Origin of the sequence: Hyphomonas sp. (assembly GCF_013823385.1) — a bacterium.
Classification (GTDB): domain Bacteria; phylum Pseudomonadota; class Alphaproteobacteria; order Caulobacterales; family Hyphomonadaceae; genus Hyphomonas.
The window spans coordinates 144,460-159,694 of record NZ_PNMA01000002.1; the positions used below are offsets into that span (position 1 = coordinate 144,460).

The window sequence follows — 15,235 nt, forward strand, 5'->3', positions numbered from 1 at the left end:
TTGATGTCCGGACAGCGTGTATCCGGTGTCGAGCGGCAGGAAGGTATCGCAGCGGGGGGGTCGGTGCTGCGCGGTTTCCTGTCCGCCGATGTGTCTTTTATGTCACGCCGGGCCGAAAACCTCAAATTAACTCGGCGTAACAGCTATCACGCTTTCGTGTATCAGTTGTTGTCGAAGTCCCGCAGGATGAACAGGCGGGGATTGAGGCGTGCGCCCGTCTCCACATTGGTCAGCGTCACCGAGGTATTGCCGCCGTTGGCATCCGTGGTGCGCCAGCCGACCAGCGAATTATCCGCCGAGGCCAGCACCAGGGTCAGCGTGCCTTCCATGTCGCCGCTCTTGTCCTGAACGGTGATGTTGGTCCGGCCATTGGCACGGCGCACATCAATCACATTCGCCTGGCTCTCGAAATCCAGCCGGTCGCTCAGCAGCAGCGACAGCGGCGTCGATTTCAGCGGCACCCGGTCGGTGGTTTCCAGATCGCTGTCCTGCAGGGCAACGGTCGTGCCATCGCTCACCATTAGCAGCGGGACGGGATCATCATAATCAAACCGCACCTTGCCGGGGCGCTGCATGGCAAACTGGCCGGTGGAGAATGAGCCGTCCGGCGAATACTGCTCAAACCGGCCGCGCGCCGTCTTCACAGTGGCGAGCGCCTGGGAGGCTTCCTTCAGCAGGGCTGCCCGCTCGGCGCCTGACAGCTGGGCTGCGGCCGCCGGGGCGGTAATCGAGGGGCTTACAGGCGCCTGTTTCAGCGCCGGCAGCAGGGGAGAGGCCCCGGCAATCATCGCGGCAGCAGCAAGCGGAGCAAAGAAATTCATCATCGTTCTGGCCTCCTTTATATGACCATACGGGATCACGCCTACACTTAAGGGGCTGAACCGGGCCTAAACAGGGCGCATGGCAGATTTTCATCAACCGGCTGCGGCGCGCGGCGGCGTGCCCGCTTGCGCTCGTCTTTCTGCAGTCCCATCTTTGCGCCCGAAACAAAGGGATTCTTGCAATGAGCAACGCTGAACTCCAGCACGTAAAGGAAGGTACCGATCAGGGCTTCATGGCCGATGTCGTGGAAGCCTCCATGACCCAGCCGGTGATCGTCGATTTCTGGGCCCCCTGGTGCGGCCCGTGCCGCACGCTCGGCCCGATCATCGAGAAGGTGGTCGAAAGCAAGAAAGGCGCGGTCAAGCTCGTCAAGATCAACACCGAGGAACACCAGGCCTATGCCGGTCAGCTCGGCGTGCGCTCCATCCCCGCCGTCTATGCGTTTGACAAGGGCCGCCCGGTCGATGGTTTCCTCGGCGCGCTGCCGGAAAGCCAGGTCCGCGCCTTCGTGGAAAAGCTGCTCTCGGGCACCGATGACGCGCAGATGATCGCCGAAGCTCTCTCCCAGGCCGAAGCGGCCAGCCAGAAAGGCGATATCGCGCTCGCCGCTGAAATCTACGCCGCCATCCTGCAGCAGGATCCGGAAAACATCGGGGCGATTGCCGGGCTTGCCCGCTGCCACCTCGCCAATGGCGACAAGGAAGCGGCCGAAGCCACGCTCGCCATGGTGCCGGAAGCCAGGAAGAATGACAGCGCCATCAAGGGCATCCGCATGGCCATCGAGATGATGGCCGACGCGCCCCCGCCGAGCGAGCTGGACGCGGCCCTCTCCGCCGTGATGGCAGCGCCGGGCGATCACGCCCAGCGGTTTGAACTGGCCGAGCAGTATGCCGCCCTCGGCAAGTATCAGGACGCGGCCGATCACCTCTTGATCATCCTCTCCGCCAAGCTCGACTGGGAAGGCGGCAAGGCAAAAGACAAGCTGCTGAAGATTTTCGAAGCCGCCGGTCCGACAGATCCGGTCACCATCGAGGGCCGCCGCCGTCTCTCCTCGCTGATGTTTGCCTGAACCCCCTGATGGCCAGCCCGCGCCGGGCGAAAGGAAAAGATCATGGCGCCCTATCGCAAGACAGCCGACCTGCCTGCGACCCTTGCCGTGTTCCCGCTCCCCGGCGCGCTGGTTTTCCCGCGCTGGCAGCTGCCGCTGAACATCTTCGAGCCGCGCTATCTCAACATGATCGATGATGCGATGAGCGGTTCGCGGCTCATCGGCATGGTGCAGGCGGTTGGCGGCCCGCGCCAGTCGCCGCTGATTGCCGAGGTCGGCTGCGCGGGCCGCATCACCAGCTACACCGAAACCCCCGATGGCCGGTATCTCATCTCGCTCACCGGCGTCTGCCGCTTCGGGGTCGTGCGCGAGCTTGATGTCACCACGCCCTACCGGCAGGTGAAGCCGGACTGGGAGCGCTTCGCCCAGGATCTGGTGCTTCCGCCGGAAGGGGAGGGGAGCGCGCGCGAGACGCTGATCGCCGCCTTCCGCCACTATGCCGCTGCCAATGGCCTGGAGACGGACTGGTCCGCCCTGCAGGAAGCTTCGCTTGAAACTCTGGTTCATGCGCTGGCCTCGGGATGCCCGTTCGAACCGATGGAAAAGCAGGCCCTGCTGGAAGCGCCCAGCCTCGCCGAGCGTGCGGCTGCCTTGACGGCGCTTCTGGAGTTCGGCAGTGCCGCAGGTGGCGAAGGCCCCGTCCAATAGGAGCAGACATGAGCGAATTGCCCGGCGATGAGCCAAGGGACGGCATTGTCCCCTTCGAGCATAACGGCGTTGATCCGCGCCTGCTCGAAACCCTGATCTGTCCGCTGACGCGCCAGCCGCTCGCCTATGACCGGGCCCGCAATGAGCTGGTCTCGAAGAATGCGCGCCTTGCCTATCCCATTCGCGGCGGCATCCCGATCATGCTGCCGGAAGAAGCGCGTGATCTCGATGAGGCTGAAGAGGCCGCCGCGCCATGAGCGCCCAGCCCTGGCCGGTCAAACTCACCTTCCGCGCCGGCGCGCAGGAACTCGTTGCCGAATTTGATGATGGCGCCTCCGGCCGGGTGGATTACCGCACGCTCCGGCTGGAAAGTCCGTCTGCGGAAGTGCAGGGCCATGGCCGGGGTCCGAAACCGCCGCCACCCGTGGTGCCGGAAGACATCCGTGTCCTGAAGGCAGAGCCGGTGGGTCGCTACGCCGTGCGCCTCTTCTTTTCCGATGGCCATTCCAGCGGGCTCTACACCTGGAATGTGCTCCGCGCGCTGACGGTGCGGGATTAGCGCATCAGGCTCGGCAGATGGTCCTGGTCGGCGCTGGCCTGGCGGGCAAGGGCCTGGCGGATCGGGGCAATCCTGTTGGCCGCAGTCAGGGCGAGCGCCCGCAACGGTTTGAGCATCACATTGTCATTGGAGAAGGTCCGGTCCACCGCGTCCATGAACAGCGCGGTGGAGGCTGAATCAAAGCGCCGCCATTCGCGGTAGCGCGCCAGCACGGTCTCGCTGCCCGGATCAAGGCCCACCTCGCGCGCCTCCAGGATCACATCATAGAGAGCGGCAACATCCTTGAAGCCAAGGTTCAGGCCCTGTCCGGCCAGCGGGTTCATCCGGCGGGCCGCGTCGCCCAGCAGCGCCACGCGCGGCCCCGCCATGTCGCGCGCGATCTTCAGCACAAGCGGATAGGAGAGGGGAGGGCCTTCCAGGGTCATCGGTCCTGCAAATTCGGCAAAGCGGGCATTGAGTTCTGCCTCGATTGCTTCCTTCGGCATCTTGGCCAGCGTCTCGGCCGCGCCGGTCTTCATATACCAGGCAAGGTTTGCCCGGTTATCGGGCAGGGGCAGGGTGGCAAACGGGCCTTCCGGTGTGAACAGCTGGCGGGCAATGCCGCCATGCTGCCGGGAGAGTTTCACGTCTGCCGCGAACACAGACTTGCCATAGCTGCGCCCCTCGGTGCCGATCCCGGCAGCCTCGCGCACGGCAGAATGGATGCCGTCACAGGCGGCAATCACGGCGCAGCGGATGCTTTCCCCACCCTCAAGATGCACCAGCGCGCTCGAAGGGCCCGCCTCATAGCCTGAAAAACGGGCGCCGCGCTTCCAGACGAGGCCTTCGGTCTCGCCTGCTTTCCGGTCGAGGGCGGCCTGAAGCGCGCCAGCAGGCACCAATTCGCCCAGTGCTTCGCGGCCGCCCTCGGGCAGGTCGTCATTGGAAAACGCCGCCCAGGGCGCGCCAAACCAGTGGGTGCCGCCATCGACCGCTTCCAGCCCGTTGAGCGGCTCGGTCAGGCCGGCGAGATCGCCGTGAACCCCGGCCGCGCCAAGCAATCGCCAGCTGCCCCGCACGATCGCGAAACTGCGCGTATCTGCAGCCGGCGCAGCACTTTCAGGGCGCACGTCCACCAGCACTGTGCGCAGGCCGGCCTTGGCCGCCAATACGGCAAGCGACGTGCCGACAGGGCCGGCACCGATCACCGCAAGGTCTGCGTCCAGGGGGGCAGGAAACACGGTTTCAACCATGTGACTGAGGTAGCCTCGAGAGGGCGTCTGGTCCAGCGATGGCGCCGGTTTGGGCGATTGGCCGCATCTCTGCACAAGTTCTGACCACCTCAGAGCAGAATCGAAGCTCGCCTCTGCGTCATGTGCGACTTTTCCGGGCAGGCACAATCATATCGCGGTGGGAGAGCGCTGGGGGTCACCGGGCTCTGCGTGATGAAGATGGCAAGTAAGGAGGGGCCAATGGGCCAACTGATTGGACGATGGATCCGCGGGGCGACACTCGCGCCGCTGGCACTGCTCACGGCAGGCATTGCATATGCGCAGGAAGACGATGTGGCGGCACGTCTGGCCGCGCTGGAAGAAGCGGTGAGCGGCAGCGCCAGCGCTTATGTGGACAACAGCTACCTTTTCCTTATCGGGGGCCTGATCGTCATGTTCATGGCGGCCGGCTTCTGTATGCTGGAAGCAGGTCTCGTGCGGTCCAAGAACGCCGCCATGCAGGCCACCAAGAACGTCACCCTGTTCGCCGTCGCCGGCCTGATGTTCTGGGTTGTCGGCTACAACATGGCCTATCCGGGCGCCACCACGCTGATGGGTCTCCTCGGCACCACGCCCGGCCCCTGGAGCGGCGGCGATCTCTCCGTCGAATCCGATGGCGGCTATGCCCCGGCGTCTGACTGGTTCTTCCAGATGGTGTTCGTCGCCACCGCGGCCTCGATCGTCTCGGGCACCGTGGCCGAGCGTATCAAGATCTGGCCCTTCCTGATCTTCACCGCAGTTCTGACCGCGTTCATCTACCCGATCGTGGCCAGCTGGGAGTGGGGCGGCGGCTATCTCGACAGCGTATGGGGCTTCTCCGACTTTGCCGGCTCGACGCTGGTTCACTCCACCGGCGGCTGGGCAGCCCTCACCGGCGCGATCATCATCGGCGCCCGTAAAGGCAAGTATTCCGGCGGCCATGTGAACCCGATGCCGGGCTCCAACATCCCGCTCGCAGCCCTCGGCACCTTCATCCTGTGGTTCGGCTGGTTCGGCTTCAACGGCGCCTCGCAGCTTGCTGCCGGCACCGCCGCTGACATCAACTCGGTCGCCCAGATCTTCGCCAACACCAACATGGCTGCCGTCGGCGGCGTGCTGGCCGCGATGGTCACCACGGCGATCCTTTACAAGGGCAAACTCGACGCCACGATGATCTTCAACGGCGCCATCGGCGGCCTCGTCTCGATCACGGCTGAGCCGCTGGCCCCGTCGATGGGTCTCTCGGTCCTGATCGGGGCTGTCGGGGGTGTCCTGGTCGTGGTCTCCGTGCCGCTGCTCGACAAGTTCAAGATCGACGACGTGGTCGGCGCCATCCCGGCTCACCTTGTCTGCGGCATCTGGGGCACGATGATTGTTCCGCTGTCCAATGGCGATGCGACCTATCTCGGCCAGCTCGTCGGCGTGGCTCTGACCGGCGTGTTCGTGGTCGTCGCCTCGGCCATCATCTGGCTGGCCCTCAAATTCACCCTCGGCGTCCGCCCGAGCGAGGAAGACGAGGAAATGGGTCTGGACCGGGCAGAAATCGGCCTGGAAGCCTATCCGGAATTCTCCAACCGCTAATCAGGATAGAATTCCACAGACCTTTGGCCCCGGCGGAGCAATCCGCCGGGGTCTTTCACATTCCACTCTCCGGCGTAACCCCCGCGCGAATTGCAGATTCTTTCAAATTTCAGCCGATCCGTTTGCAGGGCGTTAAGCCTAACGGGGCCATGGTGAAGACCCGCACCAGAGTCCAATACGGAGCGTCCTCCCCGATGACAGATTACGCCAGCCGCGATTCAGAACTCCGCACGGTGAGTGACCCCGTCTGGAGAATTCTGACAGGCGCTGCCGCCTTTGGCGCAGGGGTCTTCGTGTGCGGAGCCGTGGGCTCCTACACGCCCACCGATCCCAGCTGGAATGCGGCCACAGGCGCTGCCGTGCAGAACCTGTTCGGCTCCAGCGGGGCTGTCTTCGCAGATCTTGCCCGCCAGACGCTCGGCTGGTCGGGCTGGATTGCCGGCCTTGCCCTGATGATCGGCGGCGCGATGCGCGCTGTGCTCGTCGGCAAGCCGCGTGTGCGCCGCTGGGTGATGGGGGCTATCTCGGTGCCGCTTTCGGCGGCCTGCTTTGCCTCCTGGCCCGTGCCGGAATCCTGGCCGCTCAGCGCCGGTCTCGGCGGCATGCTGGGCGATGGCCTGTTCAATCTCACCGTCCTGCCCTTCCGCGTGCTGATGCTGCCCTCTCCGCAGGTCTGGGCCGGGCTCCTGATGGGCGGCCTTGCCCTCTGGACCGCGCTTTCCGCCCTCGGCTTCGGCCGCCGCGACGCCCAGCTGCTTCAGGAAACCGCCACCCGCGGTGGCCGCCATGCTGCCCTTCAGGCGCGCGGGGCAGGGGATATGCTGCTGCGCATCGGCCAGAAGCTTGTCACCCGCGAACCCGCCCTGCCGCACGACACGGCCGCTCCCGCCGCCCCGCGCGAAGAACGCACCCTCATCATCAAGTCGGACGAGGATTACGTCCCCACCTCGCGCTATCTGCGCGATCTCGATGACGAAGACGAAGACTACGCCCGCAACGAGGACGACGAGCGTTGGGACGATGAAGACGACGAGGACGGCTATGAAGCCGCCAATGACGAGGATGAAGACGCCGCTCGTCCGCCGCGCTTCACCTTCTCCAAGCCTGTCCAGGCGCCGCGCTCGGCTTCCGTGCCGAAAGTCGCCCAGCCCGAGCGCCGCCGCGCCGCCGCCACGCGCCTGCCGCCGATCGACCTCTTGCAGGAACCCGAGGAGCGCCGCGAGACCATTGATGAGGAAGCCCTCATCGCCAAGGCCGCGCGCCTTTCCGAAGTTCTCAAGGAATTCGGCATCCGTGGCCGGATCAAGGAAGTGCGCCCCGGCCCGGTGATCACCCTGTTCGAGATGGAACCGGCGCCCGGCGTGAAATCTTCCCGCGTCATCTCCCTGGCAGACGACATCGCCCGTTCGATGAGCGCTGTCTCCGCCCGTGTCGCGGTCGTGCCCGGCAAGAACGCCATCGGCATCGAGCTGCCCAACGAGGAACGCGACACGGTCTGGCTGCGCTCGCTGCTCCAGTCGGACGCCTATGCCGGCAGCCGCTCCAGCCTGCCCATGGCACTGGGTGAAGACATTGGCGGCCTGCCCACCGTGGTTGACCTCGCCAAGATGCCCCACCTCCTGATCGCCGGCACCACCGGCTCGGGCAAGTCGGTCGGCGTCAACGCCATGATCCTGTCACTGCTCTACCGGCATACGCCCGAACAGTGCCGCTTCATCATGATCGACCCGAAGAAGCTCGAACTCTCCGTGTACGAAGGCATCCCGCACCTGCTGGCGCCGGTCGTCACCGAAGCCGACAAGGCCGTCAACGCGCTCAAATGGACCGTGCGCGAGATGGAAAGCCGCTACGAGCTGATGTCGAAAGCCGGCGTGCGGAATCTTGCCGGCTATAACGAGAAGGCCGCGAAGTATCGCGCCGCCGGCGAAGAGATGACCCGCAAGGTCCAGACCGCTTTCGATGATCGCGGCAAGCCGGTCTATGAAACCGAAGTCCTGCCTGTGGACCATATCCCCAACATTGTCGTCGTCATCGACGAGATGGCAGACCTGATGCTGGTTGCCGGCAAGGAAGTGGAAAGCTGCGTCCAGCGTCTCGCCCAGATGGCGCGGGCCGCCGGTATCCACCTGATCACCGCCACCCAGCGTCCGTCCGTGGACGTCATCACCGGCACGATCAAGGCGAACTTCCCGACGCGCATCTCCTATATGGTCACCAACAAGGTCGACAGCCGCACCATCCTCAACGAACAGGGTGCCGAGCAGCTCCTCGGCATGGGCGACCTCTTGTACCAGGCCCCCGGCAAGAAATCCCAGCGTCTGCATGGCCCCTTCGTGGCCGATGAGGATGTGGGCGCGGTGGCCGACTGGCTGCGCGAGCAGGGCGAGCCTGATTATGTGATGGACATCCTCGAGGCGCCGGACGATGGCTCCACCGGCTCGGCCGTGATGGACGCCATCCTCGGCACCGGCGGCGGCGGCGATGATGATGAAGGCCTCTTCTCCCAGGCCGTCCAGATCGTCGTCCGCGACCAGCGCGCCTCCACCTCCTATCTCCAGCGCCGTCTGAAGGTGGGCTATAACAAGGCTGCCGGTCTGATTGACCGCCTCGAAGAAGAAGGCGTCATCTCCGCCCCCAACCATGCCGGCAAGCGCGAAGTCCTCGCCGGCGGCGGCAACGGCAAGGCCAGCGCCGCTTAACTCCCGATCTCTCCAGCCATGGTGGGGCCCCGCAAAGGGGCGGCCCCGGCCTTCCGAAGAAGAGGGCGGGGCCATCCCTTTTCTGGATTGTTTAGTCCAGTGCCCGGCTCATGATCGGAAGAAACGCCCTCTTTCCCCTCTCCCTCTGGGAGAGGAGGGGCCCGCGCCCAAAGGGCGTGGGAGGTGAGGGCTCACCCCATCGGATAGAGAATCTCCCGCGAGACCTTGTCACACGCCTTCATCACATCTTCCGGCAACACAAGATCGGCCGCCGCCAGAATATCCGCCAGCTGATCAAAGCGCGACGCCCCCACAATCGTGGACGCCACAAAGCTGTGCTGCTTCGACCAGGCTGTCGCCAGTGTCACCGGGCTCATGCCGGCCTGTTTGGCAATCTCCATATAGCGCGCCGTGGCCGCCAGGGTTTTCTCATTAATGAAGCGCTGCGTCATCGCCGTATGGCGCCCGCCCTTGTTGGCATAGGCGGAAAAGCGCGCGCCTTCGGGGAACGCCCCGCCCTGATACTTGCCAGAGAGCACGCCGCCGCCCAGGGGCGAATAGGGGATAAGGCTCACCCCCTCGCGATCACAGATCTTGGAAAGGGCGTCCTCGAAGCGGCGATTGTTCAGCGAGAAATTGTTCTGGATCGTCTGATACCGGACCGTGCCCAGCCGGTTGGAGGTCTCGATGGACTTCATCAGCCCCCAGGCGTCTTCATTGGAACAGCCCACGATGCGCACATAGCCTTCGCGCACGAGGTCATCGAGGGTTTCCATTGTCTCGTCGAAACCGGTGCCATGGTCGGGCCAGTGGGTCTGGTAAAGGTCGATATAGTCGGTCTGCAGCCGGGTCAGGCTCGCCTCCACCGCGCGGCGGATATTGTGCCGGTCCAGCGCCGTCATGCCCGCGCGCTGCGATCCCTTGATCCAGCCATGCGATGGCCCGCACACTTTCGTGGCCAGGATGATCGCGTCCCGGTCCTTGGTCTTCATCCAGCGCCCGAAGATTTCCTCGGTCAGCCCGCCATATTTGAGGTCGGGCGGCACCGGATAGTTTTCGGCGGTGTCGAAGAAGTTGATCCCGGCGTCCAGGCTTGCGTCCAGAATGCGGAAGGCTTCCTTCTCGTCGGTCTGGGTTCCGAAGGTCATCGTCCCCATGCAGATGTCAGAGACATAGATAGCACTTTTGCCGAGGCGGCGGTGTTGCATGGCGTTTGCTCCCATAAGGCTTGTCGCTGCCCACCCTAGCGCCGCCTGCGCCAAGCGCCAGTCATCCCGGCCCGCGCTCTCCCCGCGTCAGGCAGCCTTCAGCCTCCAATATGTCCAGCGCCGGCTTTAGGCCGGCCTGATACCGCCGCCAGCGGCCAAGGGCGGAAGTATACAGCGGCTCGCGCACCTGCGCCGAAGAGGCGGTTGCCACCGGCGCAGCATTCTCGTGGAACGCAAGGCAGCCCGCCTCGAAGGGCAGGCCGCAGAACGCCAGAAGGCGCCGGGTCTCTGCTTCCTGAGCGGTCACCACCTGTTCGTAGTGCACGACCGTGAAACGCCCCGGCGGCAACACCTCTTCATAGCGCCGCACCAGCCGGTCAAACCCGGCATAATAGCGGGCCGTGTCCTCCAGCGTGTAGGCATAGTTGTAATAGGAGAAGCTGGTGGCAAACATCTGCCGGTAGTTCGATAGCACTGTGTCTGCCGGATGCCGCCGCAGGCAGATCACCCGCGCGCCCGGCAGCGCCGCCAGGATCACCGGTGCCAGCAGGATATTGAGTGGCATCTTGTCGGTGAACATCCCGGCAAGGCCCAGCGAGGTGCGCACGCTGTCCAGATAGGCTGCTCCGAGGACGGAGAGATCAAGGCTGCCCGCCGCCGCCAGCGTCTCCGGGTCCAGCACCAGATTGGAGGGCGTCTTCGCCTGCCGCTTCAGGCAGAGCGCAAAGTCTGAAAGCTCCCCTGCCGGGGTGACGGCGCTGTGGCTTGTCAGGATGCGGTCCACCAGCGTTGTGCCCGTCCGGGGCATCCCGCAGATGAAGACCGCGCCGTCGCCGGCCGGGGCAGGGGATACAGGCAAGGCTTCTGCCAGCGCGCCGGCAGCAGCGAACAGGGCCTTGTCCCGCTCCGGGTCGTGCCGGATCAGGCGGCGCTTGCCCGCCTTGGCGCGGGAGAGCCAGGCAAGGGCTTCTTCCGGCTGTTTCAGATCCTCATGCGCCTTGGCCAGCGCGTGACCGATGCGCAAGGCTGCATCAGCCTCCTGCGCGTGGCGCGCAAACATCGCTTCCAGCGCGGCGATGTGATTGTCCTCTGCCGTCTGACGGGTGATCTGCACCAGAGACGGCAGGCCGCGCGTATCGCCGGGATCGGCGGCGGCGCAGCTCCGGTAGGCGTCCCGCGCCCGCGCCAGGTCTCCGGCAAACTGCAGCGCGGCGGCATGGTTATACTGATAGTTCGCATTCCCCGGCTCTGCTTCGGTCGCCGCCGCATAGAACGGCAGGGCTTCGCCATGCAGGCCGGCCCGGCTCATCACCACGCCAATCGTGTCACACGTGTAGGCGTCCTGGGGGCCCAGCGCTGCCGCCGCCCGGATGGCGGTCACCGCGTCGCTGCGCCGGCTCAGCGCCAGAAGGCAGCGCGCCTGCTGGGCCAGGGCGCCGGCATGGGCCGGATCGAGGCGCGCAGCCGCCGCGAAGAGTTCTTCCGCCTTGCCGGTATTGCCATGGTCCAGCGCCAGCTGGCCGAGCAGGTAATAGGCCTGCGCCGTCCCCGGCGCTTCCTTCAGCACCGCCAGGCACAGGGCATGGGCCTCCTGATAGGCCCGCGCCCGCAACAGACGCGCCGCTTCTGCCAGCTTCGGCCCGGTCAAACTTGGGTCTGAAAACGTCTTCTGCAGGGCAAGTCTCTCCGGCTGCATCAGAATTGAGCATGCCCGATGCACTTTGCTGCAGCCGGGCGAAAAATCAAACCGGCCTTTGCCGCGCCTCTTGCTGCAGGCTGGGACTGCACAGCTTCTGGTCAGGTCGAGGGGACGTTTAACGACATCGCAGAGGTACACATATGATCCGGAAATACCTGCTCCTGTCCGCAAGTGCTGCGGTGCTGGCCAGTGGATTGCCCTTGTTAGCCCAAGCCCAGGAGGCCGCCGATAGCGAGCTCCGTGTAGAGGCGGTGACGGTGACCGCCACCCGCCGCGCCGAAAGCGTGCAGGACATCCCCATCAACATTTCCGCCATCGGGGATCAGCAGATCGCGGAGCAGGGGTTTGATGAACTTGCCGACATGCTGGCTTATGTGCCCGGCATCAACGTGGTTGACCGGGGCGGGCGCCAGGGCAACCCGCTGATCGTGCGCGGATTGAATGCCGATGGCCTCGGCTCGGGCGATGGCAACAATAATGGCGGCGGCACGGTTGCCACCTATATCGGCGAGATTCCCGTCTATCTGGATCTGAAGCTCAATGACCTGGAGCGGGTGGAGGTTCTGCTTGGCCCTCAGGGCACCCTCTACGGCGCAGGCACCCTCGGCGGCGCCATCCGCTACATCCCGAAGAAGCCCGACTTTTCGGGCGATACGCTCGACGTGCGCACGGAAGTCTATCAGTATTCGGAAGCTGACGACCTCTCCTATGATGCCGGCTTCACCATCAACAAGGCGCTCGCGCCAAACTTCGCCCTCCGCGCGTCGATCGATTACGAGAATGATTCCGGCTTCATCGACTATCCCTATGTCGTGCGTGAGATCGGTGTCTCCAATCCGGACCCGGATTTCACAAACCCTGCAGATGTTGCCGCAAACCTCCGCCGCATCACCGACGCCGACAGCGAGGAAACCCTCTCTGCCCGCGTCGCGGCCCGGTGGGAGCCGCTGCCCTGGCTTGATACGACGCTCACCTATTATCTGCAGAAGTCCGATATCGGCGGCCGCCGCGGCTCCAGTGCCCGCTCCACTGTTCCGGCAGGGGACTATGAACTCGCCAAGCGGGTGGAAGAGCCCAACGAGATCACCAACCAGCTTCTGGCGCTGGAAATGGTCGCAGACCTCGGCTTTGCAGAGCTCACTTCGGCCACCGGCTATTCCCGCTTCAACGACAACGGCCAGCGCGATCAGACCGATCTGCTGATCACGCTGGAATACAGCTATGAAGCCTTCCCCACCTTCACGTCCTTTACTCAGGAAAAGGGCCGGGAAAGCCGGATCAACCAGGAACTCCGCCTTGTATCGACCACGGAGGGTCCGCTGAGCTGGATCGTGGGGGCGTTCTACAACCAGTTTGAAGGCGCCGGCTATTCGGCCGAATACACGCCCGGCTATGCCGCCTTCGCCGGCTTCAATCGCCCGGACGACCTTGAATACTTCTCCCAGTCCTTCTCCAAGCTCGAAGAGTCGGCCTTCTTTGGCGAGCTTAGCTACGACATCACAGACAGATGGTCCGTCACCGTAGGCGGACGATATTACCAGTATGACCTTGAATCCTTCAGCGATGTCGATTTCCCGCTGTTTGATCCGGGCTTTGCCCGGGTCGGGGTCAGCGCCCTGGAATCCAGCCTGCGCTCGGACTTTGCCGCCGGCAGCCCGAACGGAACTGAGCGCACCAGCCAGTCGGATGAAGGCACGCTCTTCAAGTTCAACACATCCTACAAGCTGACCGACGATATTCTGGGCTATTTCACCGTCTCGGAAGGCTACCGCATCGGGAACCAGAACGGCATTGCGGTCTGCCCGGATTATGACCCCACCAATACCCAGCAGGGCGCCTGCGCGCTGCTGCCGGGCCAGCAATACGGGCCGGGCGCCGGAGACATCTCCACACGGGATGAAAGCCAGTACCTGCCCGACAAGACGATCAATTACGAGCTTGGCTTCAAATCGACGCTCGCCGGTGGCCGCGTCACGCTCAACGGCGCGATCTACTATATCGAGTGGAAAGACCCGCAGCTGACTTCGGCCACCATCAATGCGTCCATCCCGATCACGGTGAACGCCGAAGGCGCCGAAACCAAGGGTATTGAACTGTCGGGCAACTGGCGGGTCACCGAGGCCTTGTCCGTGCGCGGCAGCTACAGCCATTCGGAAGCCTCGCTCACCGCGCTCGCGCCGGGCCTTGTGGGCACCATTTCGCCGCCGGGCTTCAGCACGATCCTTCTCGACGGCCAGGACGGAGACCGGCTGCCGGGCTCTCCGGAAGACCAGTTCTCGATCTTCGGCTCCTATGTCTACCCGCTGCCTTCAGGGCGCACGCTGACCTTCAATGGCGGCTATTCCTGGCAGGGCGATGTGCTCAGCCGTACCGGCGGGCGCGGCGGCGGGCTGACGCTGGACAGCTATGGCGTGGCCAATGCCTCGGCGGTCTATGATGCCGGCAAATGGCAGGCGACCCTCTTCGTCAACAACCTGTTCGACGAGTATTATGAGACCGGTGTTGTTTCCACGCCGCTCTCCAACCAGATCGTGGCGGATGACAACGGAGACCCGGTCTATATCCGCTCCTTCTACACCTATGTCGGCGCGCCGCGCGCGATCGGCATCCGGGCCAGCTACAAGTTCGGCCAATAGGGGCAGGGCAGGAAACCTGACGGAAAGCCGCGCCGGAAGGCGCGGTTTTCTCCATTGAATTTCGCTCCATGGCGGTTGAGCAAAATCCGGGTGGCGGAAGGGTGCGGCCGGGCCTATAGCACGCCGCCATGAGCCCCGCCCTTCGCCTTGGTTTTCCCGCCGCCCTCCTCTCCTACCTGATCTGGGGGAGCCTGCCGCTCTATATCCGCGCCATGCAGCATACCGGCGCGCTGGAGCTGCTCGCCCACCGTGTCCTCTGGTCGGTGCCCACGGCCATCCTGTTCATCGCGGTCGCCGCCAACTGGCGCGATGTCCGCGCCGCCTTCACGGGAAGTAATCTCAAATGGCTCACCGTGTCCGGCCTGCTGATCGGGGCGAACTGGGCGATCTATATCTGGGCGGTCAATGCCGGGCGCACGATGGAAGCCTCGCTGGGCTATTACATCAACCCGCTGGTCAATGTGCTGTTCGGTATGCTGATCTTCTCGGAAAAGCTGCGCCCGGCCCAATGGGTCGCCGTCGCCATCGCCGCCATCGGGGTGGGCGTGATGACCTTCGCCTTCGGCCGCGTGCCCTGGGTGGCGCTGATCCTCTGCATCACCTTTGCCTGCTATTCGGTGATCCGGAAGAAGGTCGCCATCGACAGCCGCGCCGGTTTCCTGGTCGAGGTGGCGCTGCTCGCGCCCGTTGCCCTCGCCTGGCTCACCTGGTTTGCCACCACCCAGCCCGGCGGCCGCTGGCTCGGGGAAGGGGGCTCAGACATCCTGCTGCTGATGGCGGCGGGCCCCATCACCGCCATTCCGCTGATCCTCTATGCCCTCGCCGCCAAGCGCCTGCGCTTCTCCACCATCGGCATGATGCAGTATATCGGCCCCACCATTCAGTTCCTGATCGCGGTGCTCGTCTTCAAGGAAAGCTTCGGGATGACCCACGCCCTCGCCTTCGGCTTCATCTGGACGGCGCTGATCGTCTTCACCGCCGACAGCCTGATGGGCGACGCCAAGGCCCGGCGCCTGGCGCGCACGGCCCGGCCCGCCTGACGCGGC

12 protein-coding genes are annotated in these 15,235 nt (G+C 64.6%); 8 read left to right on the forward strand and 4 right to left on the reverse strand.

Annotated features, from left to right (window positions below; genetic code table 11):
* Positions 1–161: 161 nt before the first annotated feature.
* Entirely contained in the window at positions 162–824 is a 663-nt protein-coding gene (locus C0456_RS02600) for an outer membrane lipoprotein carrier protein LolA (RefSeq protein ID WP_291047931.1), read from the reverse strand.
* Positions 825–1,003: 179 nt separating this feature from the next.
* Between C0456_RS02600 and C0456_RS02605 the strand changes: the two genes are divergently transcribed.
* Genes C0456_RS02605 through C0456_RS02620 form a run of 4 tightly spaced genes read left to right on the forward strand, consistent with a single transcriptional unit; the run spans position 1,004 to position 3,137 of the window.
* Positions 1,004–1,891 carry a co-chaperone YbbN gene (locus C0456_RS02605; RefSeq protein ID WP_291047934.1) on the forward strand — a complete coding sequence of 296 codons (888 nt, stop codon included), beginning with the start codon at positions 1,004–1,006 and terminating at the stop codon, positions 1,889–1,891.
* A 42-nt stretch (positions 1,892–1,933) separates the two neighbouring features.
* Entirely contained in the window at positions 1,934–2,578 is a 645-nt protein-coding gene (locus tag C0456_RS02610) for an LON peptidase substrate-binding domain-containing protein (RefSeq protein ID WP_291047937.1), read from the forward strand.
* 8 nt (positions 2,579–2,586) lie between these two features.
* Positions 2,587–2,835 carry a Trm112 family protein gene (locus tag C0456_RS02615; protein WP_291047939.1) on the forward strand — a complete coding sequence of 83 codons (249 nt, stop codon included), beginning with the start codon at positions 2,587–2,589 and terminating at the stop codon, positions 2,833–2,835.
* Entirely contained in the window at positions 2,832–3,137 is a 306-nt protein-coding gene (locus C0456_RS02620) for a DUF971 domain-containing protein (RefSeq protein WP_291047941.1), read from the forward strand. Before C0456_RS02615 ends, C0456_RS02620 begins: the two co-directional genes overlap by 4 nt.
* Here C0456_RS02620 and C0456_RS02625 read toward each other — a convergent pair.
* Complete coding sequence (locus tag C0456_RS02625; protein WP_291047944.1) at positions 3,134–4,369, reverse strand: FAD-dependent monooxygenase; 1,236 nt, start codon at positions 4,367–4,369, stop codon at positions 3,134–3,136. The two genes, C0456_RS02620 and C0456_RS02625, sit on opposite strands and share 4 nt — an antisense overlap.
* A 219-nt stretch (positions 4,370–4,588) precedes the next feature.
* On the opposite strand from C0456_RS02625, the gene C0456_RS02630 reads away from it, so the two are divergent.
* Positions 4,589–5,947, forward strand: coding sequence for an ammonium transporter (locus C0456_RS02630; protein WP_291047947.1), 1,359 nt, complete (start codon positions 4,589–4,591; stop codon positions 5,945–5,947).
* Positions 5,948–6,141: 194 nt separating this feature from the next.
* Entirely contained in the window at positions 6,142–8,646 is a 2,505-nt protein-coding gene (locus tag C0456_RS02635) for a DNA translocase FtsK 4TM domain-containing protein (protein ID WP_291047950.1), read from the forward strand.
* A gap of 191 nt (positions 8,647–8,837) precedes the next feature.
* Here C0456_RS02635 and C0456_RS02640 read toward each other — a convergent pair whose 3' ends face one another.
* Positions 8,838–9,854, reverse strand: coding sequence for an aldo/keto reductase (locus tag C0456_RS02640; protein WP_291047952.1), 1,017 nt, complete (start codon positions 9,852–9,854; stop codon positions 8,838–8,840).
* Positions 9,855–9,915: 61 nt separating this feature from the next.
* On the reverse strand, positions 9,916–11,550 hold the full coding sequence (locus C0456_RS02645; RefSeq protein ID WP_291047955.1) for a tetratricopeptide repeat-containing sulfotransferase family protein: 1,635 nt from the start codon (positions 11,548–11,550) through the stop codon (positions 9,916–9,918).
* Positions 11,551–11,753: 203 nt separating this feature from the next.
* Here C0456_RS02645 and C0456_RS02650 point away from each other — a divergent pair, with 203 nt between their 5' ends.
* Both C0456_RS02650 and rarD read left to right on the forward strand, forming a co-directional pair.
* Complete coding sequence (locus C0456_RS02650; RefSeq protein ID WP_291047958.1) at positions 11,754–14,189, forward strand: TonB-dependent receptor; 2,436 nt, start codon at positions 11,754–11,756, stop codon at positions 14,187–14,189.
* A gap of 128 nt (positions 14,190–14,317) precedes the next feature.
* Complete coding sequence (rarD, locus tag C0456_RS02655; protein ID WP_291047960.1) at positions 14,318–15,229, forward strand: EamA family transporter RarD; 912 nt, start codon at positions 14,318–14,320, stop codon at positions 15,227–15,229.
* Positions 15,230–15,235: the final 6 nt, after the last annotated feature.

Coding starts and splice junctions, on each gene's coding strand:
- C0456_RS02615 (WP_291047939.1), top strand. CDS start 2,587: ATGAGCGAATTGCCCGGCGATGAGCCAAGGGACGGCATTGTCCCCTTC.
- C0456_RS02610 (WP_291047937.1), top strand. CDS start 1,934: ATGGCGCCCTATCGCAAGACAGCCGACCTGCCTGCGACCCTTGCCGTG.
- C0456_RS02630 (WP_291047947.1), top strand. CDS start 4,589: ATGGGCCAACTGATTGGACGATGGATCCGCGGGGCGACACTCGCGCCG.
- C0456_RS02620 (WP_291047941.1), top strand. CDS start 2,832: ATGAGCGCCCAGCCCTGGCCGGTCAAACTCACCTTCCGCGCCGGCGCG.
- C0456_RS02640 (WP_291047952.1), bottom strand. CDS start 9,854: ATGCAACACCGCCGCCTCGGCAAAAGTGCTATCTATGTCTCTGACATC.
- C0456_RS02645 (WP_291047955.1), bottom strand. CDS start 11,550: ATGCAGCCGGAGAGACTTGCCCTGCAGAAGACGTTTTCAGACCCAAGT.
- C0456_RS02635 (WP_291047950.1), top strand. CDS start 6,142: ATGACAGATTACGCCAGCCGCGATTCAGAACTCCGCACGGTGAGTGAC.
- C0456_RS02600 (WP_291047931.1), bottom strand. CDS start 824: ATGATGAATTTCTTTGCTCCGCTTGCTGCTGCCGCGATGATTGCCGGG.
- rarD (WP_291047960.1), top strand. CDS start 14,318: ATGAGCCCCGCCCTTCGCCTTGGTTTTCCCGCCGCCCTCCTCTCCTAC.
- C0456_RS02625 (WP_291047944.1), bottom strand. CDS start 4,369: ATGGTTGAAACCGTGTTTCCTGCCCCCCTGGACGCAGACCTTGCGGTG.
- C0456_RS02605 (WP_291047934.1), top strand. CDS start 1,004: ATGAGCAACGCTGAACTCCAGCACGTAAAGGAAGGTACCGATCAGGGC.